We start from the raw sequence: 14,302 nt of genomic DNA, 5'->3' as shown, positions 1-14,302 counted from the left end.
ATGACGTCTTCGGACAAGTTAAACGAAAAAAGGAAGATAGATTATGACAAAACGTGTAACAATTATCGAAGTAAAAGACTACGTTGGTCAAGAAGTGACCATTGGGGCCTGGGTTGCCAACAAATCAGGAAAAGGAAAAATTGCCTTCTTGCAATTGCGTGATGGAACTGCCTTCTTCCAAGGTGTAGCCTTTAAACCAAACTTTATTGAAAAATTTGGTGAAGAGGTAGGTCTTGAAAAATTTGACACCATCAAACGCTTGAGCCAAGAAACTTCTGTTTATGTGACAGGAATTGTCAAAGAAGACGAACGTTCTAAGTTTGGCTATGAGTTGGATATTACAGACATCGAAGTCATCGGTGAATCTCAAGACTACCCAATCACACCAAAAGAACACGGAACAGACTTCTTGATGGACAACCGTCACTTATGGCTCCGCTCTCGTAAGCAAGTAGCGGTTATGCAAATCCGTAACGCGATTATCTATGCGACTTATGAGTTTTTCGACAAGAACGGCTTCATGAAATTTGATAGCCCAATTCTTTCAGGAAATGCGGCAGAGGATTCAACTGAACTCTTTGAAACAGACTACTTTGGAACGCCAGCCTACTTGAGCCAATCAGGTCAGCTTTACCTAGAAGCAGGAGCTATGGCTCTTGGTCGTGTCTTTGACTTTGGTCCAGTATTCCGTGCTGAAAAATCAAAAACGCGCCGTCACTTGACTGAGTTCTGGATGATGGACGCTGAATACTCATACTTGACACACGATGAGTCCCTTGACTTGCAAGAAGCTTATGTAAAAGCCCTTCTTCAGGGTGTTCTTGATCGTGCGCCTCAAGCCTTGGAAACCTTGGAACGTGACACAGAGCTCTTGAAACGCTACATTGCTGAGCCATTTAAACGCATCACTTACGATCAAGCCATTGACCTTTTGCAAGAGCATGAAAATGATGAAGATGCTGATTACGAGCATCTTGAGCATGGCGATGACTTTGGTTCACCACACGAAACATGGATTTCAAACCACTTTGGTGTGCCAACATTTGTTATCAACTATCCAGCAGCTATCAAGGCCTTCTACATGAAACCAGTTCCTGGAAATCCAGAGCGCGTGCTTTGTGCAGACTTGCTTGCACCAGAAGGATATGGAGAAATCATCGGTGGTTCTATGCGTGAGGAAGACTACGATGCCCTTGTCGCTAAAATGGAAGAACTTGGAATGGATCGTACAGAATATGAATTCTACCTTGACCTTCGTAAATACGGTACAGTACCACATGGTGGATTTGGTATCGGTATTGAACGTATGGTCACTTTCGCAGCTGGAACCAAACACATCCGTGAAGCTATCCCATTCCCACGTATGTTGCACCGTATCAAACCATAAACTAGCAAAAAGAAGATAATTTCATCTTCTTTTTTTCACTTTTATCTTGCTATCTATCAGTTTTTCTAGTATAATAGTTTATCGTGAGCAAACCTCACTTACCCCTTGCAAAGACTAGGGGTCATTAGACCAAAAGGAGGAACATATCAATGGCTAAATACGAAATTCTTTATATCATTCGTCCAAACATTGAAGAAGAAGCGAAAAACGCTTTGGTAGCACGTTTTGACTCTATCTTGACTGACAACGGTGCAACTGTTGTTGAATCAAAATCATGGGAAAAACGTCGTCTTGCATACGAAATCCAAGATTTCCGTGAAGGACTTTACCACATCGTTAACGTTGAAGCAAACGACGACGCAGCTCTTAAAGAGTTTGACCGTCTTTCAAAAATCAACGCTGACATTCTTCGTCACATGATCGTCAAACTTGACGCGTAAGAAGGTAAATTATGATTAACAATGTTGTACTTGTAGGGCGTATGACACGTGACGCTGAGTTGCGTTATACCCCATCAAATGTAGCAGTTGCGACTTTTACTCTTGCAGTAAACCGTACATTTAAGAGTCAAAATGGCGAACGTGAGGCTGATTTCATCAATGTCGTTATGTGGCGCCAACAGGCTGAAAATCTTGCTAACTGGGCTAAAAAAGGCTCTCTTATCGGGATCACAGGTCGTATCCAGACTCGTAGTTACGATAACCAGCAAGGACAACGTGTCTACGTAACAGAAGTCGTGGCTGAGAATTTCCAAATGTTGGAAAGCCGCGGAGTGCGTGAAGGACATACAGGTGGAGCTTATTCTGCACCAACTGCTGGTCAATCAGCACCTGCAAATCCAGTACCAGACTTTTCACGTTCTGAAAATCCATTTGGAGCAACCAATCCATTGGACATTTCAGATGATGATTTACCATTCTAATGGACAATTAATACTATAAAGGAGAAAAAACATGGCTCAACAACGTCGTGGCGGATTCAAACGCCGTAAAAAAGTTGATTACATCGCAGCAAACAAAATTGAATATGTTGATTACAAAGATACTGAGCTTCTTAGCCGTTTCGTTTCAGAACGTGGGAAAATCCTTCCTCGTCGTGTAACTGGAACTTCAGCTAAAAACCAACGTAAAGTAACAACAGCTATCAAACGCGCTCGCGTAATGGCTTTGATGCCTTTCGTAAACGAAGATTAAAAAAAAGACCCGGGTGGGTCTTTTTTTCAGGTCCAGTGGACCTCTTTTTCATGAGCTCGGAAATAAGAAAGCGAATTAAGACCCCTACGGGTCTTTTTTCACGAGCTTTGAAATGAGAAGATGAGTTCGGTCCGGGTGGACCTCTTTTTCACGAGCATGGACATGAGAAGGCGAGTTGGGTCCGAGGGACCTCTTTTTCAGGCCTCGGTTGGACAGAGCTCCTTTTTGACCTAGTAAGCTTCTTTTTTCTTACTAGGTTATTTCTTTTAATTTTTATTATCGTGCTATAATGGTAGGAGAAAGCTTTAAAGGAGCAACTTATGAAGACGACTTGTTCAATTAGAAAAATGCAAGAATCTGACATTAAAGATCTCTCTCGAGGATTTACTAGCCAAGGTTGGGCGGGTAGAGAAGAAATTTTGGCTAGATATTTTCTTGAACAAGAATGTGGGGAGAGAGAAGTCTTAGTTGCAGAGGTTGAGGGTGCTTTAGCGGGTTATATCACAATTTTGCCCTGCGCTAAGCAGGGGCCTTTTGCAGAAATCTATCCAGAACTCTCAGATTTCAATGTCTTTGAACCTTTTCAAAATCAAGGTATTGGAAATCTCTTGATGGAAGAAGCAGAAAAACGAGCAAAGCTTTTATCCGATAAGGTGACGTTGGGTGTAGGTTTGCACTCAGGCTATGGACCTGCTCAGAGATTGTACATCAAACGAGGCTATATTCCAGATGGAACGGGAGTTTGGTATCAGAACCATCAACCGGCCATGAATGCGATTTGTGAAGATATCGGAGAATTGGTCTTGTATCTATCCAAAGATTTGATTTAAGATAGGTATTTAACCTTAAAATATAGTTAGAACCCGCGGTCCCTTTTTCATCAGAAAGAGGGAGTTTTTGTTTTACATTAATTGCTCTATTCTTTAAAAAGGTAAAATATAATTGTTTGAAATATCAAGATAAAAATAAATATCGAAAAAAACATATAAGGTTTAGTTTTTTAAAATACGGATTCTTTTGAAAAGTCTTAAAATTTCCTAAAATAAGGCTTTTTAAAGGTTGTAAATAATATTGTTACAAAAAGGTTACAAATTGTTAAAATTAAATTAAATGCAATAATAAATTTAGGAAAAAATTGACATATAAATTAATTGACGGTAAAATAATTAAGATAATCAAATTAATTGATTTACGCAATAATTCGATATAAAGATTAATCTGATATGTCAAATTTTATTATAGTTGAAGGATACCATAATGAAGAAATTGAAAGTGATGGTTGTTTTTGGAACACGACCAGAAGCCATCAAAATGGCCCCTTTAGTGTTGGAATTGCAAAAACATAGTGATGCGATTGAAACAATTACTGTTGTGACAGCTCAACATCGTCAAATGCTGGATCAAGTTCTTGAAACATTTCGAATTCAGCCTAACTATGATTTAGATATCATGGGGAAAAACCAGTCTCTTTTAGACATTACTGGAAAAATCCTTGAAAAGTTTGATCCTGTTGTTAAGCAAGAACTTCCAGATATAATTCTTGTTCATGGTGATACTACAACGACCTTTGCAGCAAGTTTAGTAGGTTTTTACAATCAGGTTCGAATAGGGCATGTTGAAGCTGGATTGAGAACATTTGATAAGTATTCTCCTTTCCCAGAAGAAATGAATCGTCAGATGACTGACTGCCTAGCGGATCTTTATTTTGCTCCAACTAGTGAGAGTAAAGAAAATCTCCTCAAGGAAAATCACCCTGAGTCTGCTATTGTCATTACGGGAAATACGGCCATTGATGCCTTGAAGCTAACCGTTCAATCGGATTACTATCATGAAGTTCTAGATCAATTGGATCCAGATAAGAAACTTGTATTGGTAACCATGCACCGTCGTGAGAATCAAGGTCAACCAATGAGAAATGTCTTTGCAGCTTTACGTGAGATGGTCGATCTTCATCAGGAAATTGAAGTTGTTTATCCTGTTCACCTTAGCCCTGCTGTGCAAGAAGCAGCAAACGATATCTTAGCTGGTCACGATCGTATTCACTTGATTGAGCCTTTAGATGTACTTGATTTTCATAATTTGGCTTCAAGAAGCAATTTTATCATGACTGACTCTGGAGGTGTTCAGGAAGAGGCACCTTCCCTAGGAAAACCTGTTCTTGTCCTTCGAGATACGACGGAACGTCCAGAAGGGGTTCGTGCAGGAACTTTGAAATTAGTTGGGACTGATCCAGTATGTGTGAAAGAAGCGATGACAGCTCTCTTAACAGATGAAACTCTTTATAGAAAAATGTCTCAGGCGCCAAATCCATATGGTGATGGAAGAGCATCTGAACGAATCGTTCAGGCTATACTACATTATTTTGGAATGGCTGAATCTGTATCTGAATTTAAAGAAGGAGAAGAGGCATAATGAAAAACTGGAATAAATTTAAAAACTGGCTTATGACTTTGCTTGTTTGTGAGGTCATTCTTTTGGTGCTTTGTTTTTTGTATGCTCGTAATATCCTTTTAGAACAAGTATTATTTTTGTTTTTAGCAATGTTTGCAGTATTGGTTTTGTCTGAGTTGTTACTTACTTGGGTACTTATCTTAAGTTTTGGATTCGGGATCATCTGTTTAATTGTTGGTATTGTTTATATTCCAATAAATCAACTTTTCTTTTTGTTAATCAGTTTTCCGCTTTTAATTGGAATACTGATTAAAGTTCGTTATTATTTTTTCAAGGTGGCCTCAAAGGTACAAGAACAGGAAGACGAAGCTCGAGCAGATTACCAAGCTATGGTCACTGAACAAAGTGATGTTACGGTTCAATCTCTATTGATTCATTGGTCCCATGAAGATCTGTTTTTCCAGATTAAACCGAAAGAATATAATCTGATGCTCAGTCGCATTCAAGAGTTAATTACTAAGGAATTGAGTTACAACGATAAGCTCTATTACATTTCAGATGGGAATTTTCTTGTTCTATCTAATAGTAATCAACATTCTTTGAAGCAACTCTATTTGAATGGTTTGCAGGAGAAGCTAAGCAGTTTAGTTTTTCATGGAGAAGATGGAAACCAAGGAATTCAATTCCAAACAGGTTACCTAGTGATTAACTCTGAGAATGGAAGTAAATATAAAGATTACTCAGATGTTACTAGTCATTTAAAGCGTCAATTAGAGACGGATGTAATTGTAGAATATTAGGAGGAAAATATGACTCTGACCGAACTATTTTTTGGAATTGCTTTGGGACTCAGCCTCGTTTTTGGCATTTGTTTTGTCATACTATTTATTGCTTATACTGTGCTTTACCATCGAGTGAATAAAAATTTTAAGGCGGTGAATCATGATTAGTCAAATCTTAATGATTTTTACTCTGCTTACTATTTGGATTTCTCTGGCTTGGGGTTTGGTAATTCTCTTTTCAGCAGTACACTTTTGGTTTAAACACAGTGATTTTCGTGTAGACACTTCGCCACTACCTTATTACCCTAAGGTCACCATTGTCGTACCTGCTCATAATGAGGATGTGGTTATTGCCCAAACGGCTAAAGCTATCTTGGATATGAACTATCCTCACGACCGTGTGGAGTTGCTCTTGTTTGCGGATAACTGTTCGAACAATACCTATGCAGAGTGTTTGTCTGTACAAGCCATGCCTGAATATGCAGAAAGAAATCTGACTATTATCGACCGTACTGGTACGGGAGGAAAAGCAGGCGTTCTAAACGATGCTTTGGAGATGGCAACAGGCGAATACATCTGTGTTTATGATGCAGATGCTATGCCTGAAAAAAATGCTCTTTATTTCCTTGTGAAGGAAGTGATGAAGGATCCAGAACGTCATGTGGCATCTTTCGGTCGAAACAAGACTCGAAACGCTAATCAAAATTTCTTGACTCGTTGTATTAACCAGGAAATCGTTGTTACTCAGCGCGTGCACCACGTTGGGATGTGGCATCTCTTTAAAATTGGGCGTATTCCAGGAACCAACTTTATCATTCAAACCGACTTTGTAAAGAGTATCGGTGGTTGGAAAAATGGTGCCTTAACCGAGGATACCGATATTTCCTTCAAAATCATGCAGAGTGGTAAATTGATTGCCCTTGCCTATAATTCAGAGGCTTTCCAACAAGAACCTGAGACCTTAAAGAGTTACTATATGCAACGTAAACGTTGGGCTAAAGGAAACTACGAAGTTGTTCTATCAAACTTTAAGCATTTATTTGGCAGAGCAAACTGGCGCGTTAAACTAGAAGTCTTTAACTATTCTTGTGTTTTCTTTTGGTTTAACTTTGCCATTGTCCTATCGGATTTGATTTTCCTAGCGAATGTGCTAGCGATCTGCCTTAATCTTTTCTTCCCAGATGTCAGGGTTCCATTTGCTTTTGATGCGGACAATATCTACATCGCCCAGCTCATGCTCTTCAACTGGATTCTCATGATTGGTCTTTATTTGATGCAAATTATGACAGCATTGGCAAGTCAATTTGGACAAGCGACGACTAAACAAATCTGGTTAGCCCTGGCAGCCTATTTCTCTTATGCACAGATGTTTATCGTTGTATCCGTTGATTCTATTTCTTCGATCGTGCTGGACAAAGTACTCCGACGAAAAGAAACCAAGTGGGTTAAAACCAAACGATTTGCAGGATAGGAGGTTCTATGAAAACGAATAAATTAAAATATGTATGGTTTGTGCTCATCCTTTCTATCTTTTGTTTAGCCTTGTTTTTAGCAAGAGGAAGAACTAAAATCGAGATGCGTAATCGAATTTACAGCCAATGGAGCCAACAGTTCCTTGTTACAAAAGGCGATCAGTCTTATGTTCGTACGACGAGTGATTCGGAGGGAACAACAGTTCTATCTGAAGCCCAAAGTTACGGCATGCTCATAACGGTTTTAGCAGCCCAAAAAGGGCAAGCGACACAAGCAGATTTTGAGAGTCTTTATCGCTATTACCAAAATCATCGTATCGAGGGAACGCAGTTGATGTCTTGGAAGCAAGTGATCACAAATGGTAGCGAAACGGTTGAGAAGCAAAATGCAACCGATGGTGATCTCTATATCGCTTATTCTTTGATTGAAGCTGCCAAGCAGTGGCCAGATAAGGCGCAGGAATACCAAGAGCAAGCTAAAAAAATCTTGGATGATATTCTTAAATACAACTACAATGAAGAGACAGGTGTCCTAACGGTAGGGAACTGGGCAAACAAGGATTCCGATTATTATTACTTGATGCGGACGTCTGATACCCTTCCTCACTATTTCCAATCTTTCTATGACCTGACTGGAAACAAACAGTGGTTAGATGTTAAGGATAAGATGCTTGAGCAATTGGAGCAAATCAGTTCTCATTCTGATACTGGACTTTTGCCAGATTTCATCTGGGCGGAGAAGTCAGGGGCACGCCTTGTTGATGCCAATACTATCGAATCTCAATACGATGGAGCGTATTCTTATAATGCTTGTCGTTTGCCATATCACTTGTCTCAGAGTCAGGATGAAAGAAGCCAAAAACTCGTTCAAAAGATGATGAATTTCTTTATGAAAGAACAGCGCATTTATGCCGGATATGACTTGAACGGAACGGCCCTCAATCAATACCAGGCAAGTAGTTTCTTGGCTCCAATTACCTATGCATCTGACAAGGGAGAAGGTTATCTGAAACTTCTTCAGCAAAATAAATACATTTTCACACAAGATTTACCTTTGGACAACTACTATGATGCAACGATGATTACTATGATTGCTCTAGAGTTGTTCTAGGATGAAAAGAGAGGGCTAGTTTTACTGGCTCTCTTTTTGATAGGATTTTCATCTTTTTTCAAAAAAGGAATTTCATCAGCTTTATGGTATAATGGAAAGAGTGATGGAAAAGAGGTAGAGAGATGGATGCGAAATTAAAATACAAGGCAAAGAAGATTAAAATCGTCTTTTTTGATATTGATGATACCTTGCGTACGTCAAAGACAGGTTTTATTCCAGCTACAATTCCCACTGTCTTTAAGCAGTTGCGTGAAAAAGGAATTTTAACAGGTATTGCTTCTGGGCGTGGTATTTTCGGTGTCGTTCCAGAGATTCGTGAGCTCAAGCCTGACTTTTTTGTAACTCTGAATGGGGCCTATATCGGAGATAAAAAAGGTCAGGTCATTTATCAACATCAGATTGACAAGTCAGATGTTGAGGAGTATGTCTCTTGGACTAAGCGAGAGGGAATTGAATATGGCTTGGTTGGCAGTCATGATGCCAAACTCTCCACGCGAACAGAACTGATCAGTGAGGCTATTGATCCGATTTATCCGAACTTGGATGTGGATCCTAACTTCCATGAAAAAGCAGATATATACCAGATGTGGACCTTTGAAGATAAAGGGGATGACTTGCACTTACCAGAGTCTTTGTCGGATAAACTTCGCATGGTGCGTTGGCATGAACATTCATCTGATATCGTGCCAATTTCAGGATCCAAAGCAACTGGTGTAGCCAAGGTGGTGGAACATCTAGACTTGAAACCAGAGAATGTCATGGTCTTTGGGGATGGTCTCAATGACTTGGAACTCTTTGATTATGCTGGAATCAGTATTGCTATGGGTGTTTCCCATGAAAAAATTAAAGAAAAAGCAGATTATATTACAAAAACAGTAGAAGAAGATGGCATTTTTGATGCCTTAGAAGGATTTGGTATGGTAGAAAAAGAATTGCATTTCCCACAAGTAGACATTGAAACAGTAGAAGGTCCTCTTGCGACCATTAAGACCAATCACGGAGACTTGCGTATCAAGCTCTTCCCTGAACATGCTCCTAAAACAGTGGCTAACTTTGTTGCTCTGTCAAAAGACGGTTACTATGATGGTGTGATTTTCCATCGTATTATCAAGGACTTTATGATCCAAGGTGGAGACCCAACTGGTACTGGTATGGGTGGTGAGTCAATCTATGGTGACTCTTTTGAAGATGAATTTTCTGAAGAACTTTATAATATCCGTGGAGCCCTTTCTATGGCCAATGCGGGTCCAAATACCAATGGTAGCCAGTTCTTTATCGTGCAAAACCAACATTTGCCATATTCTAAGAAAGAGATTGCGCGTGGTGGCTGGCCTGAACCAATCGCTGAGATCTATGCAGAACAAGGTGGAACTCCTCACCTTGACCGCCGCCATACTGTTTTTGGGCAATTGGTAGACGCAGAATCGTTTGCGGTCTTGGATGCCATTGCAGCTGTTGAGACTGGTGCAATGGACAAACCAGTTGAAGATGTAGTAATTGAAACGATTGAAATTGAGGACTAGAATGAAAATTGGTGATAAGCTGACTGGGCGTATTACAGGAATTCAGCCCTACGGTGCCTTTGTTGAGTTAGAGACAGGGGTGACAGGGCTGATTCACATCTCGGAGATTCGGACGGGATTTATTGAAAATATTTATGACATTTTAAAAATTGGCGATGAAGTCCAAGTTCAGGTGGTGGATTTTGACGAATACACTGGGAAGGCCAGTCTTTCTATCCGTACCTTGGAAGAGGAAAAACATCAATTGCCAAGACGGAGACGTTTTTCAAATGATCGGATCAAGCACGGTTTTGCGCCACTTGGACGTATGATGCCTGTTTGGACGCGTGAGGCATTAGAACATTTAAAGAAGAAGCCATAAATACGATTATCTAAATTGTTTGGACTATTAACATAATTTGATATAATGAAAGTATGAAAGAAGAACAATTATTAAAATCAGGAGAGCGAATCAACCAGCTCTTTTCGACAGATATCAAGATCATCCAAAATAGAGAGGTGTTTAGCTATTCGGTGGATAGTGTTCTTTTATCACGCTTTCCTCGATTCCCTAAACGGGGTTTAATTGTGGACTTTTGTGCTGGAAATGGTGCAGTGGGACTTTTTGCAAGTTCACGTACTCAGGCGCGGATAATATCTGTAGAAATTCAGGAGCGCTTGGCGGATATGGCAGAGCGTTCGGTTCAGTTGAATGGCCTGGAAGAGCAGATGCGGGTCATCTGCGATGATTTGAAAAATATGCCTGCGCACATTCAGGGAAGTAAGGTGGATATGATCTTGTGTAATCCGCCTTATTTCAAGGTGGATCCTCATTCCAATCTCAACGAGAGTGAACACTACCTCCTAGCAAGACACGAAATTGCGACGAACCTAGAAGAAATCTGTCGAAGTGCTCAGAGTATTCTCAAGTCTAATGGTCGTTTGGCCATGGTTCATCGTCCAGATCGGCTCTTGGATATCCTAGATATGCTCAAACGCCACAATTTGGCACCCAAGCGCCTGCAATTTGTCTATCCTAAACGAGAAAAGGAAGCCAATATGCTTTTAATCGAAGCTATCAAGGATGGATCGACGAGTGGCTTCAAGGTCTTGCCACCGCTCATTGTTCACAATGATGATGGTTCCTATACGTCAGAAATTCAAGAGATTTACTATGGATCATAAGGCTTATATGTATGTGGTGGAGTGCCGTGACGGTTCTTACTATACTGGTTACACGACAGATGTGAAGAAACGCCTTGCCGTTCATAATAGTGGTAAGGGAGCCAAGTATACCCGAGCTCGCTTGCCAGTCAAACTCATCTATGCTCAGGGTTTTGCTAGCAAGGAAGAAGCCATGTCAGCAGAGGCTCTCCTCAAACGAAAGAAACGGCCACAGAAAGAACGATTTCTATCCGAAAATCAAGAGAAAAATCTAGTTAACGATATTGATGTCTAATGAGGAGTCCTTTGACTCCTCTTACTTTTGTCAAAAGAGGAAAAAAGTGCTACAATAAGATGAATAAATTTAAAGAGGTATTATCATGTCTAAGATTCTAGTATTTGGTCACCAAAATCCCGACTCAGATGCCATCGGGTCATCTGTAGCCTTTGCTTATCTTGCAAAAGAGGCTTATGGATTGGATACAGAAGCAGTAGCACTTGGAACTCCTAATGAAGAAACAGCCTTCGTTTTGAACTATTTTGGTGTAGAAGCACCACGCGTCATCACATCTGCTAAAGCAGAAGGTGCAGAACAAGTCATCTTGACTGACCACAATGAATTCCAACAATCAGTGTCAGATATCACTGAAGTAGAAGTTTACGGTGTTGTGGACCACCACCGTGTGGCTAACTTTGAAACTGCAAGCCCACTCTACATGCGTTTGGAACCAGTTGGATCTGCGTCTTCAATCGTTTACCGCATGTTCAAAGAACACGGTGTAGCAGTTCCTAAAGAAATTGCTGGTTTGATGCTGTCAGGTTTGATTTCAGATACCCTTCTTTTGAAATCACCAACAACTCACCCAACAGATAAAGTCATTGCTCCTGAATTGGCAGAATTAGCAGGCGTCAACTTGGAAGAGTACGGTCTTGCTATGCTCAAGGCTGGTACCAACTTGGCTAGCAAATCTGCTGACGAATTGATTGACATCGATGCTAAGACTTTTGAGTTGAACGGAAATAAGGTCCGTGTTGCCCAAGTAAACACAGTTGACATTGCTGAAGTCTTGGAACGCCAAGCTGAAATTGAAGCTGCAATGCAAGCTGCCAATACAGCAAATGGCTACTCTGACTTTGTCTTGATGATTACAGATATCGTTAACTCAAACTCAGAAATCCTTGCTCTTGGATCAAACATGGGCAAGGTGGAAGCAGCCTTTAACTTCAAACTTGAAAACAACCATGCTTTCCTTCCAGGTGCCGTTTCACGTAAGAAACAAGTGGTGCCTCAGTTGACAGAAAGCTTTAATGGCTAATATTTAAGGAATATTTGGAACTGTTAATTTGACTATTTATAGAAGGTGCTAGCATGATGCGATTGATTGAAGGACTACGCTTTTTGGTTGAGGTTGTGGCAATCCTTGGTCTTTTCTTCGTGTCTGTAATACAAATTTCTTGGCTGGAGAAATTCCTATTTTTTCTTCTAGCAGTTCTATTAATCTTATTTTGGGCGCGATATATGGCACCAAAATCTCCACATGCTTTTAAAAAATGGCAACGCCTCATTGCTGAGATATCTATTTTTATTTTAGTTAGTGGTAGTTTTTGGTATTTGTATGGATTGCAAATAGGAATCCTCTACTTAGCTCTGTCTTTTGGAAGTTTGGTGCTACTTTATTATTTTCAGCTAGAGTGATTCTTATAATATAGTTAATGAATTATTTAAATGGTAATTATTTGACTGGAGATTGACACGAGAAAACGATGTTTTCCTTATAGCTAAAGGGGTTTCGGCTCCTTTTTTTCTAGGAGAGAAAGATGTTAGAAAATGGTGACTTGATTTTTGTGAAGGATCTTTCAGATATGGGGCAGGCCATCCAGGCTTCCACTGGGAACTATAGTCATGTAGCTATCTTTTTGGACGGATTGATTTATCATGCTAGTGGGCAAGCAGGTGTTATTTGTCAAGAACCAGTAGAATTTTTTGAACCGACTCATCTCTATGATCTTTATGTCTATCCAGAGCTGGAAGTTGACTTGGTGAAGGAGAAGGCTTATCAATATCTAGGCGCTCCTTATAATAGCTCGTTTTATCCGGATGGGAATGGCTTTTATTGTTCCCAGTACATCGCTGAAATCCTACCGATTTTTGAAACTATTCCCATGAAATTTGGGGATGGGGAGCAGGAGATCAGTGATTTTTGGAGGGAATACTACAGGAAACTCGAACTTCCAGTGCCTCTGAACCAGCCGGGGACCAATCCCAGTCAGTTGGCAGCATCTCCTCTTTTAGAATGTAAAGAAAGGAATCTTCATGATTCAGATTTTTAATCCCTCTCGTTTAACTCGACAGCCATTTTTTATAGATTTGGTGGACTATCTGGACCAGCATGATGATGTGATCCTCCGAGAAATTAAGGCTCAGTTTCCAGATGTGGCAGTTGATAAACTCATGGAAGAGTATATAAAGGCAGGCTTGATCCTAAGGGAAAACAAACGTTATTCTCTTAATCTCCCTTTTCTAGAATCGATAGATAATCTGGTCCTTGACCAAGAGATTTTTGTCAGAGAGGATAGTCCAGTTTATCAAGCCTTGTTGGAGAAGACTTTTGAGACAGAATTGCGAAATCAAACCAATGCCGCCATTTTAGTCGAACGTACGGACTTTGCAAGAGAAAAGATGACTCTATCCAACTATTTCTACAAGGTCAAGAATCAATATCCTTTGACAGAAAAACAGCAGGAACTCTATGCCATTTTGGGAGATGTCAATCCTGAGTATGCCCTCAAGTATATGACGACCTTTTTACTGAAGTTTCTCAAAAAAGATCAATTAATTCAGAAACGTCGTGATATCTTTGTGGACAGTTTAGTCGTTCTAGGCTATATTGTTCAAAATGAAGCTGGAAAGTATGAGCTGGCTGTTGATTTCGACAAGGAACGGTTGACTTTCTATTTATCTTAATTGCTTCATTTTGAGCAGATTGTTTGACTTTACTAAAGAATAAGCATAAACTGAATGTAAGCGATAACCATTGTCGTATTAAAACAAAAAGGAGACAGAGCTATGTCACTTGAAAATAAATTGGAACAAGCAACTGGTGCTATCAAAGAAGGATTTGGTAAAGTTACTGGCGATAGCAAGACAGAAGCAGAAGGTGCTGTAGAAAAAACAGTTGCCAAAGCCAAAGAAGTTGTTGAAGATGCTAAAGGTGCTGTAGAAGGTGCCGTTGAAGGTCTTAAAAACTCATTTAAGAAAGAAGACTAAAAAAATCAAGGGAAAACTTCCCTTGATTTTTT

At 40.0% G+C, this 14,302-nt stretch carries 18 protein-coding genes; all 18 read left to right on the top strand.

Annotated elements, in window-relative coordinates; translation table 11 throughout:
* The first annotated feature begins 43 nt into the window (after positions 1-43).
* Complete coding sequence (asnS, locus tag E7Y33_RS07605; RefSeq protein ID WP_000167169.1) at positions 44-1,387, top strand: asparagine--tRNA ligase; 1,344 nt, start codon at positions 44-46, stop codon at positions 1,385-1,387.
* A 149-nt stretch (positions 1,388-1,536) separates the two neighbouring features.
* The gene (rpsF, locus tag E7Y33_RS07600) at positions 1,537-1,827 is read left to right on the top strand and encodes a 30S ribosomal protein S6 (RefSeq protein ID WP_001151782.1); all 291 of its coding nucleotides are present in this window, start codon (positions 1,537-1,539) and stop codon (positions 1,825-1,827) included.
* A gap of 11 nt (positions 1,828-1,838) precedes the next feature.
* Positions 1,839-2,309: a single-stranded DNA-binding protein SsbA gene (ssbA, locus tag E7Y33_RS07595; RefSeq protein ID WP_000609596.1), complete on the top strand. Its 471-nt coding sequence runs from the start codon at positions 1,839-1,841 to the stop codon at positions 2,307-2,309.
* Positions 2,310-2,340: 31 nt separating this feature from the next.
* A complete protein-coding gene (gene rpsR, locus E7Y33_RS07590; protein WP_000068664.1) occupies positions 2,341-2,580 on the top strand; it encodes a 30S ribosomal protein S18 in 240 nt (79 codons plus the stop codon).
* Between the two features lie 320 nt (positions 2,581-2,900).
* Positions 2,901-3,410: a GNAT family N-acetyltransferase gene (locus tag E7Y33_RS07585; protein ID WP_139690125.1), complete on the top strand. Its 510-nt coding sequence runs from the start codon at positions 2,901-2,903 to the stop codon at positions 3,408-3,410.
* A 427-nt stretch (positions 3,411-3,837) separates the two neighbouring features.
* Positions 3,838-4,992, top strand: coding sequence for a non-hydrolyzing UDP-N-acetylglucosamine 2-epimerase (gene wecB / locus E7Y33_RS07580; protein ID WP_139690124.1), 1,155 nt, complete (start codon positions 3,838-3,840; stop codon positions 4,990-4,992).
* The gene (locus E7Y33_RS07575) at positions 4,992-5,771 is read left to right on the top strand and encodes a hypothetical protein (RefSeq protein WP_139690123.1); all 780 of its coding nucleotides are present in this window, start codon (positions 4,992-4,994) and stop codon (positions 5,769-5,771) included. Before wecB ends, E7Y33_RS07575 begins: the two co-directional genes overlap by 1 nt.
* Positions 5,772-5,913: 142 nt before the next feature.
* Positions 5,914-7,224 (top strand): glycosyltransferase family 2 protein, encoded by a 1,311-nt coding sequence (locus tag E7Y33_RS07570; RefSeq protein ID WP_139690122.1) that lies wholly within the window; start codon positions 5,914-5,916, stop codon positions 7,222-7,224.
* Positions 7,225-7,232: 8 nt separating this feature from the next.
* Positions 7,233-8,336: a family 8 glycosyl hydrolase gene (locus E7Y33_RS07565; protein ID WP_139690121.1), complete on the top strand. Its 1,104-nt coding sequence runs from the start codon at positions 7,233-7,235 to the stop codon at positions 8,334-8,336.
* 122 nt (positions 8,337-8,458) lie between these two features.
* Positions 8,459-9,859, top strand: coding sequence for a bifunctional Cof-type HAD-IIB family hydrolase/peptidylprolyl isomerase (locus E7Y33_RS07560; RefSeq protein ID WP_049477467.1), 1,401 nt, complete (start codon positions 8,459-8,461; stop codon positions 9,857-9,859).
* 1 nt (position 9,860) lies between these two features.
* A complete protein-coding gene (locus E7Y33_RS07555; RefSeq protein WP_000689619.1) occupies positions 9,861-10,220 on the top strand; it encodes a S1 RNA-binding domain-containing protein in 360 nt (119 codons plus the stop codon).
* A 53-nt stretch (positions 10,221-10,273) separates the two neighbouring features.
* Positions 10,274-11,023: a tRNA1(Val) (adenine(37)-N6)-methyltransferase gene (locus E7Y33_RS07550; RefSeq protein WP_049477468.1), complete on the top strand. Its 750-nt coding sequence runs from the start codon at positions 10,274-10,276 to the stop codon at positions 11,021-11,023.
* Positions 11,013-11,297: a GIY-YIG nuclease family protein gene (locus E7Y33_RS07545; protein WP_049477469.1), complete on the top strand. Its 285-nt coding sequence runs from the start codon at positions 11,013-11,015 to the stop codon at positions 11,295-11,297. The genes E7Y33_RS07550 and E7Y33_RS07545 overlap by 11 nt, the downstream gene beginning before the upstream one ends.
* An 85-nt stretch (positions 11,298-11,382) precedes the next feature.
* Positions 11,383-12,318 (top strand): manganese-dependent inorganic pyrophosphatase, encoded by a 936-nt coding sequence (locus tag E7Y33_RS07540; RefSeq protein ID WP_139690120.1) that lies wholly within the window; start codon positions 11,383-11,385, stop codon positions 12,316-12,318.
* A 53-nt stretch (positions 12,319-12,371) separates the two neighbouring features.
* Complete coding sequence (locus E7Y33_RS07535; RefSeq protein WP_139690119.1) at positions 12,372-12,698, top strand: DUF2568 domain-containing protein; 327 nt, start codon at positions 12,372-12,374, stop codon at positions 12,696-12,698.
* A 122-nt stretch (positions 12,699-12,820) separates the two neighbouring features.
* Entirely contained in the window at positions 12,821-13,333 is a 513-nt protein-coding gene (locus tag E7Y33_RS07530; protein ID WP_070837308.1) for a YiiX/YebB-like N1pC/P60 family cysteine hydrolase, read from the top strand.
* Positions 13,317-13,967 carry a DUF1803 domain-containing protein gene (locus E7Y33_RS07525; RefSeq protein WP_139690118.1) on the top strand — a complete coding sequence of 217 codons (651 nt, stop codon included), beginning with the start codon at positions 13,317-13,319 and terminating at the stop codon, positions 13,965-13,967. The genes E7Y33_RS07530 and E7Y33_RS07525 overlap by 17 nt, the downstream gene beginning before the upstream one ends.
* A gap of 102 nt (positions 13,968-14,069) precedes the next feature.
* The gene (locus E7Y33_RS07520) at positions 14,070-14,270 is read left to right on the top strand and encodes a CsbD family protein (protein WP_000051185.1); all 201 of its coding nucleotides are present in this window, start codon (positions 14,070-14,072) and stop codon (positions 14,268-14,270) included.
* The last annotated feature ends 32 nt before the right edge of the window (positions 14,271-14,302 follow it).

It is taken from the genome of Streptococcus oralis (assembly GCF_006175905.1).
In the GTDB taxonomy this organism is placed as follows: domain Bacteria; phylum Bacillota; class Bacilli; order Lactobacillales; family Streptococcaceae; genus Streptococcus; species Streptococcus oralis_BG.
This window is presented reverse-complemented; position numbering and strand designations above follow the sequence as displayed.

Coding starts and splice junctions, on each gene's coding strand:
- asnS (WP_000167169.1), top strand. CDS start 44: ATGACAAAACGTGTAACAATTATCGAAGTAAAAGACTACGTTGGTCAA.
- rpsF (WP_001151782.1), top strand. CDS start 1,537: ATGGCTAAATACGAAATTCTTTATATCATTCGTCCAAACATTGAAGAA.
- ssbA (WP_000609596.1), top strand. CDS start 1,839: ATGATTAACAATGTTGTACTTGTAGGGCGTATGACACGTGACGCTGAG.
- rpsR (WP_000068664.1), top strand. CDS start 2,341: ATGGCTCAACAACGTCGTGGCGGATTCAAACGCCGTAAAAAAGTTGAT.
- E7Y33_RS07585 (WP_139690125.1), top strand. CDS start 2,901: ATGAAGACGACTTGTTCAATTAGAAAAATGCAAGAATCTGACATTAAA.
- wecB (WP_139690124.1), top strand. CDS start 3,838: ATGAAGAAATTGAAAGTGATGGTTGTTTTTGGAACACGACCAGAAGCC.
- E7Y33_RS07575 (WP_139690123.1), top strand. CDS start 4,992: ATGAAAAACTGGAATAAATTTAAAAACTGGCTTATGACTTTGCTTGTT.
- E7Y33_RS07570 (WP_139690122.1), top strand. CDS start 5,914: ATGATTAGTCAAATCTTAATGATTTTTACTCTGCTTACTATTTGGATT.
- E7Y33_RS07565 (WP_139690121.1), top strand. CDS start 7,233: ATGAAAACGAATAAATTAAAATATGTATGGTTTGTGCTCATCCTTTCT.
- E7Y33_RS07560 (WP_049477467.1), top strand. CDS start 8,459: ATGGATGCGAAATTAAAATACAAGGCAAAGAAGATTAAAATCGTCTTT.
- E7Y33_RS07555 (WP_000689619.1), top strand. CDS start 9,861: ATGAAAATTGGTGATAAGCTGACTGGGCGTATTACAGGAATTCAGCCC.
- E7Y33_RS07550 (WP_049477468.1), top strand. CDS start 10,274: ATGAAAGAAGAACAATTATTAAAATCAGGAGAGCGAATCAACCAGCTC.
- E7Y33_RS07545 (WP_049477469.1), top strand. CDS start 11,013: ATGGATCATAAGGCTTATATGTATGTGGTGGAGTGCCGTGACGGTTCT.
- E7Y33_RS07540 (WP_139690120.1), top strand. CDS start 11,383: ATGTCTAAGATTCTAGTATTTGGTCACCAAAATCCCGACTCAGATGCC.
- E7Y33_RS07535 (WP_139690119.1), top strand. CDS start 12,372: ATGATGCGATTGATTGAAGGACTACGCTTTTTGGTTGAGGTTGTGGCA.
- E7Y33_RS07530 (WP_070837308.1), top strand. CDS start 12,821: ATGTTAGAAAATGGTGACTTGATTTTTGTGAAGGATCTTTCAGATATG.
- E7Y33_RS07525 (WP_139690118.1), top strand. CDS start 13,317: ATGATTCAGATTTTTAATCCCTCTCGTTTAACTCGACAGCCATTTTTT.
- E7Y33_RS07520 (WP_000051185.1), top strand. CDS start 14,070: ATGTCACTTGAAAATAAATTGGAACAAGCAACTGGTGCTATCAAAGAA.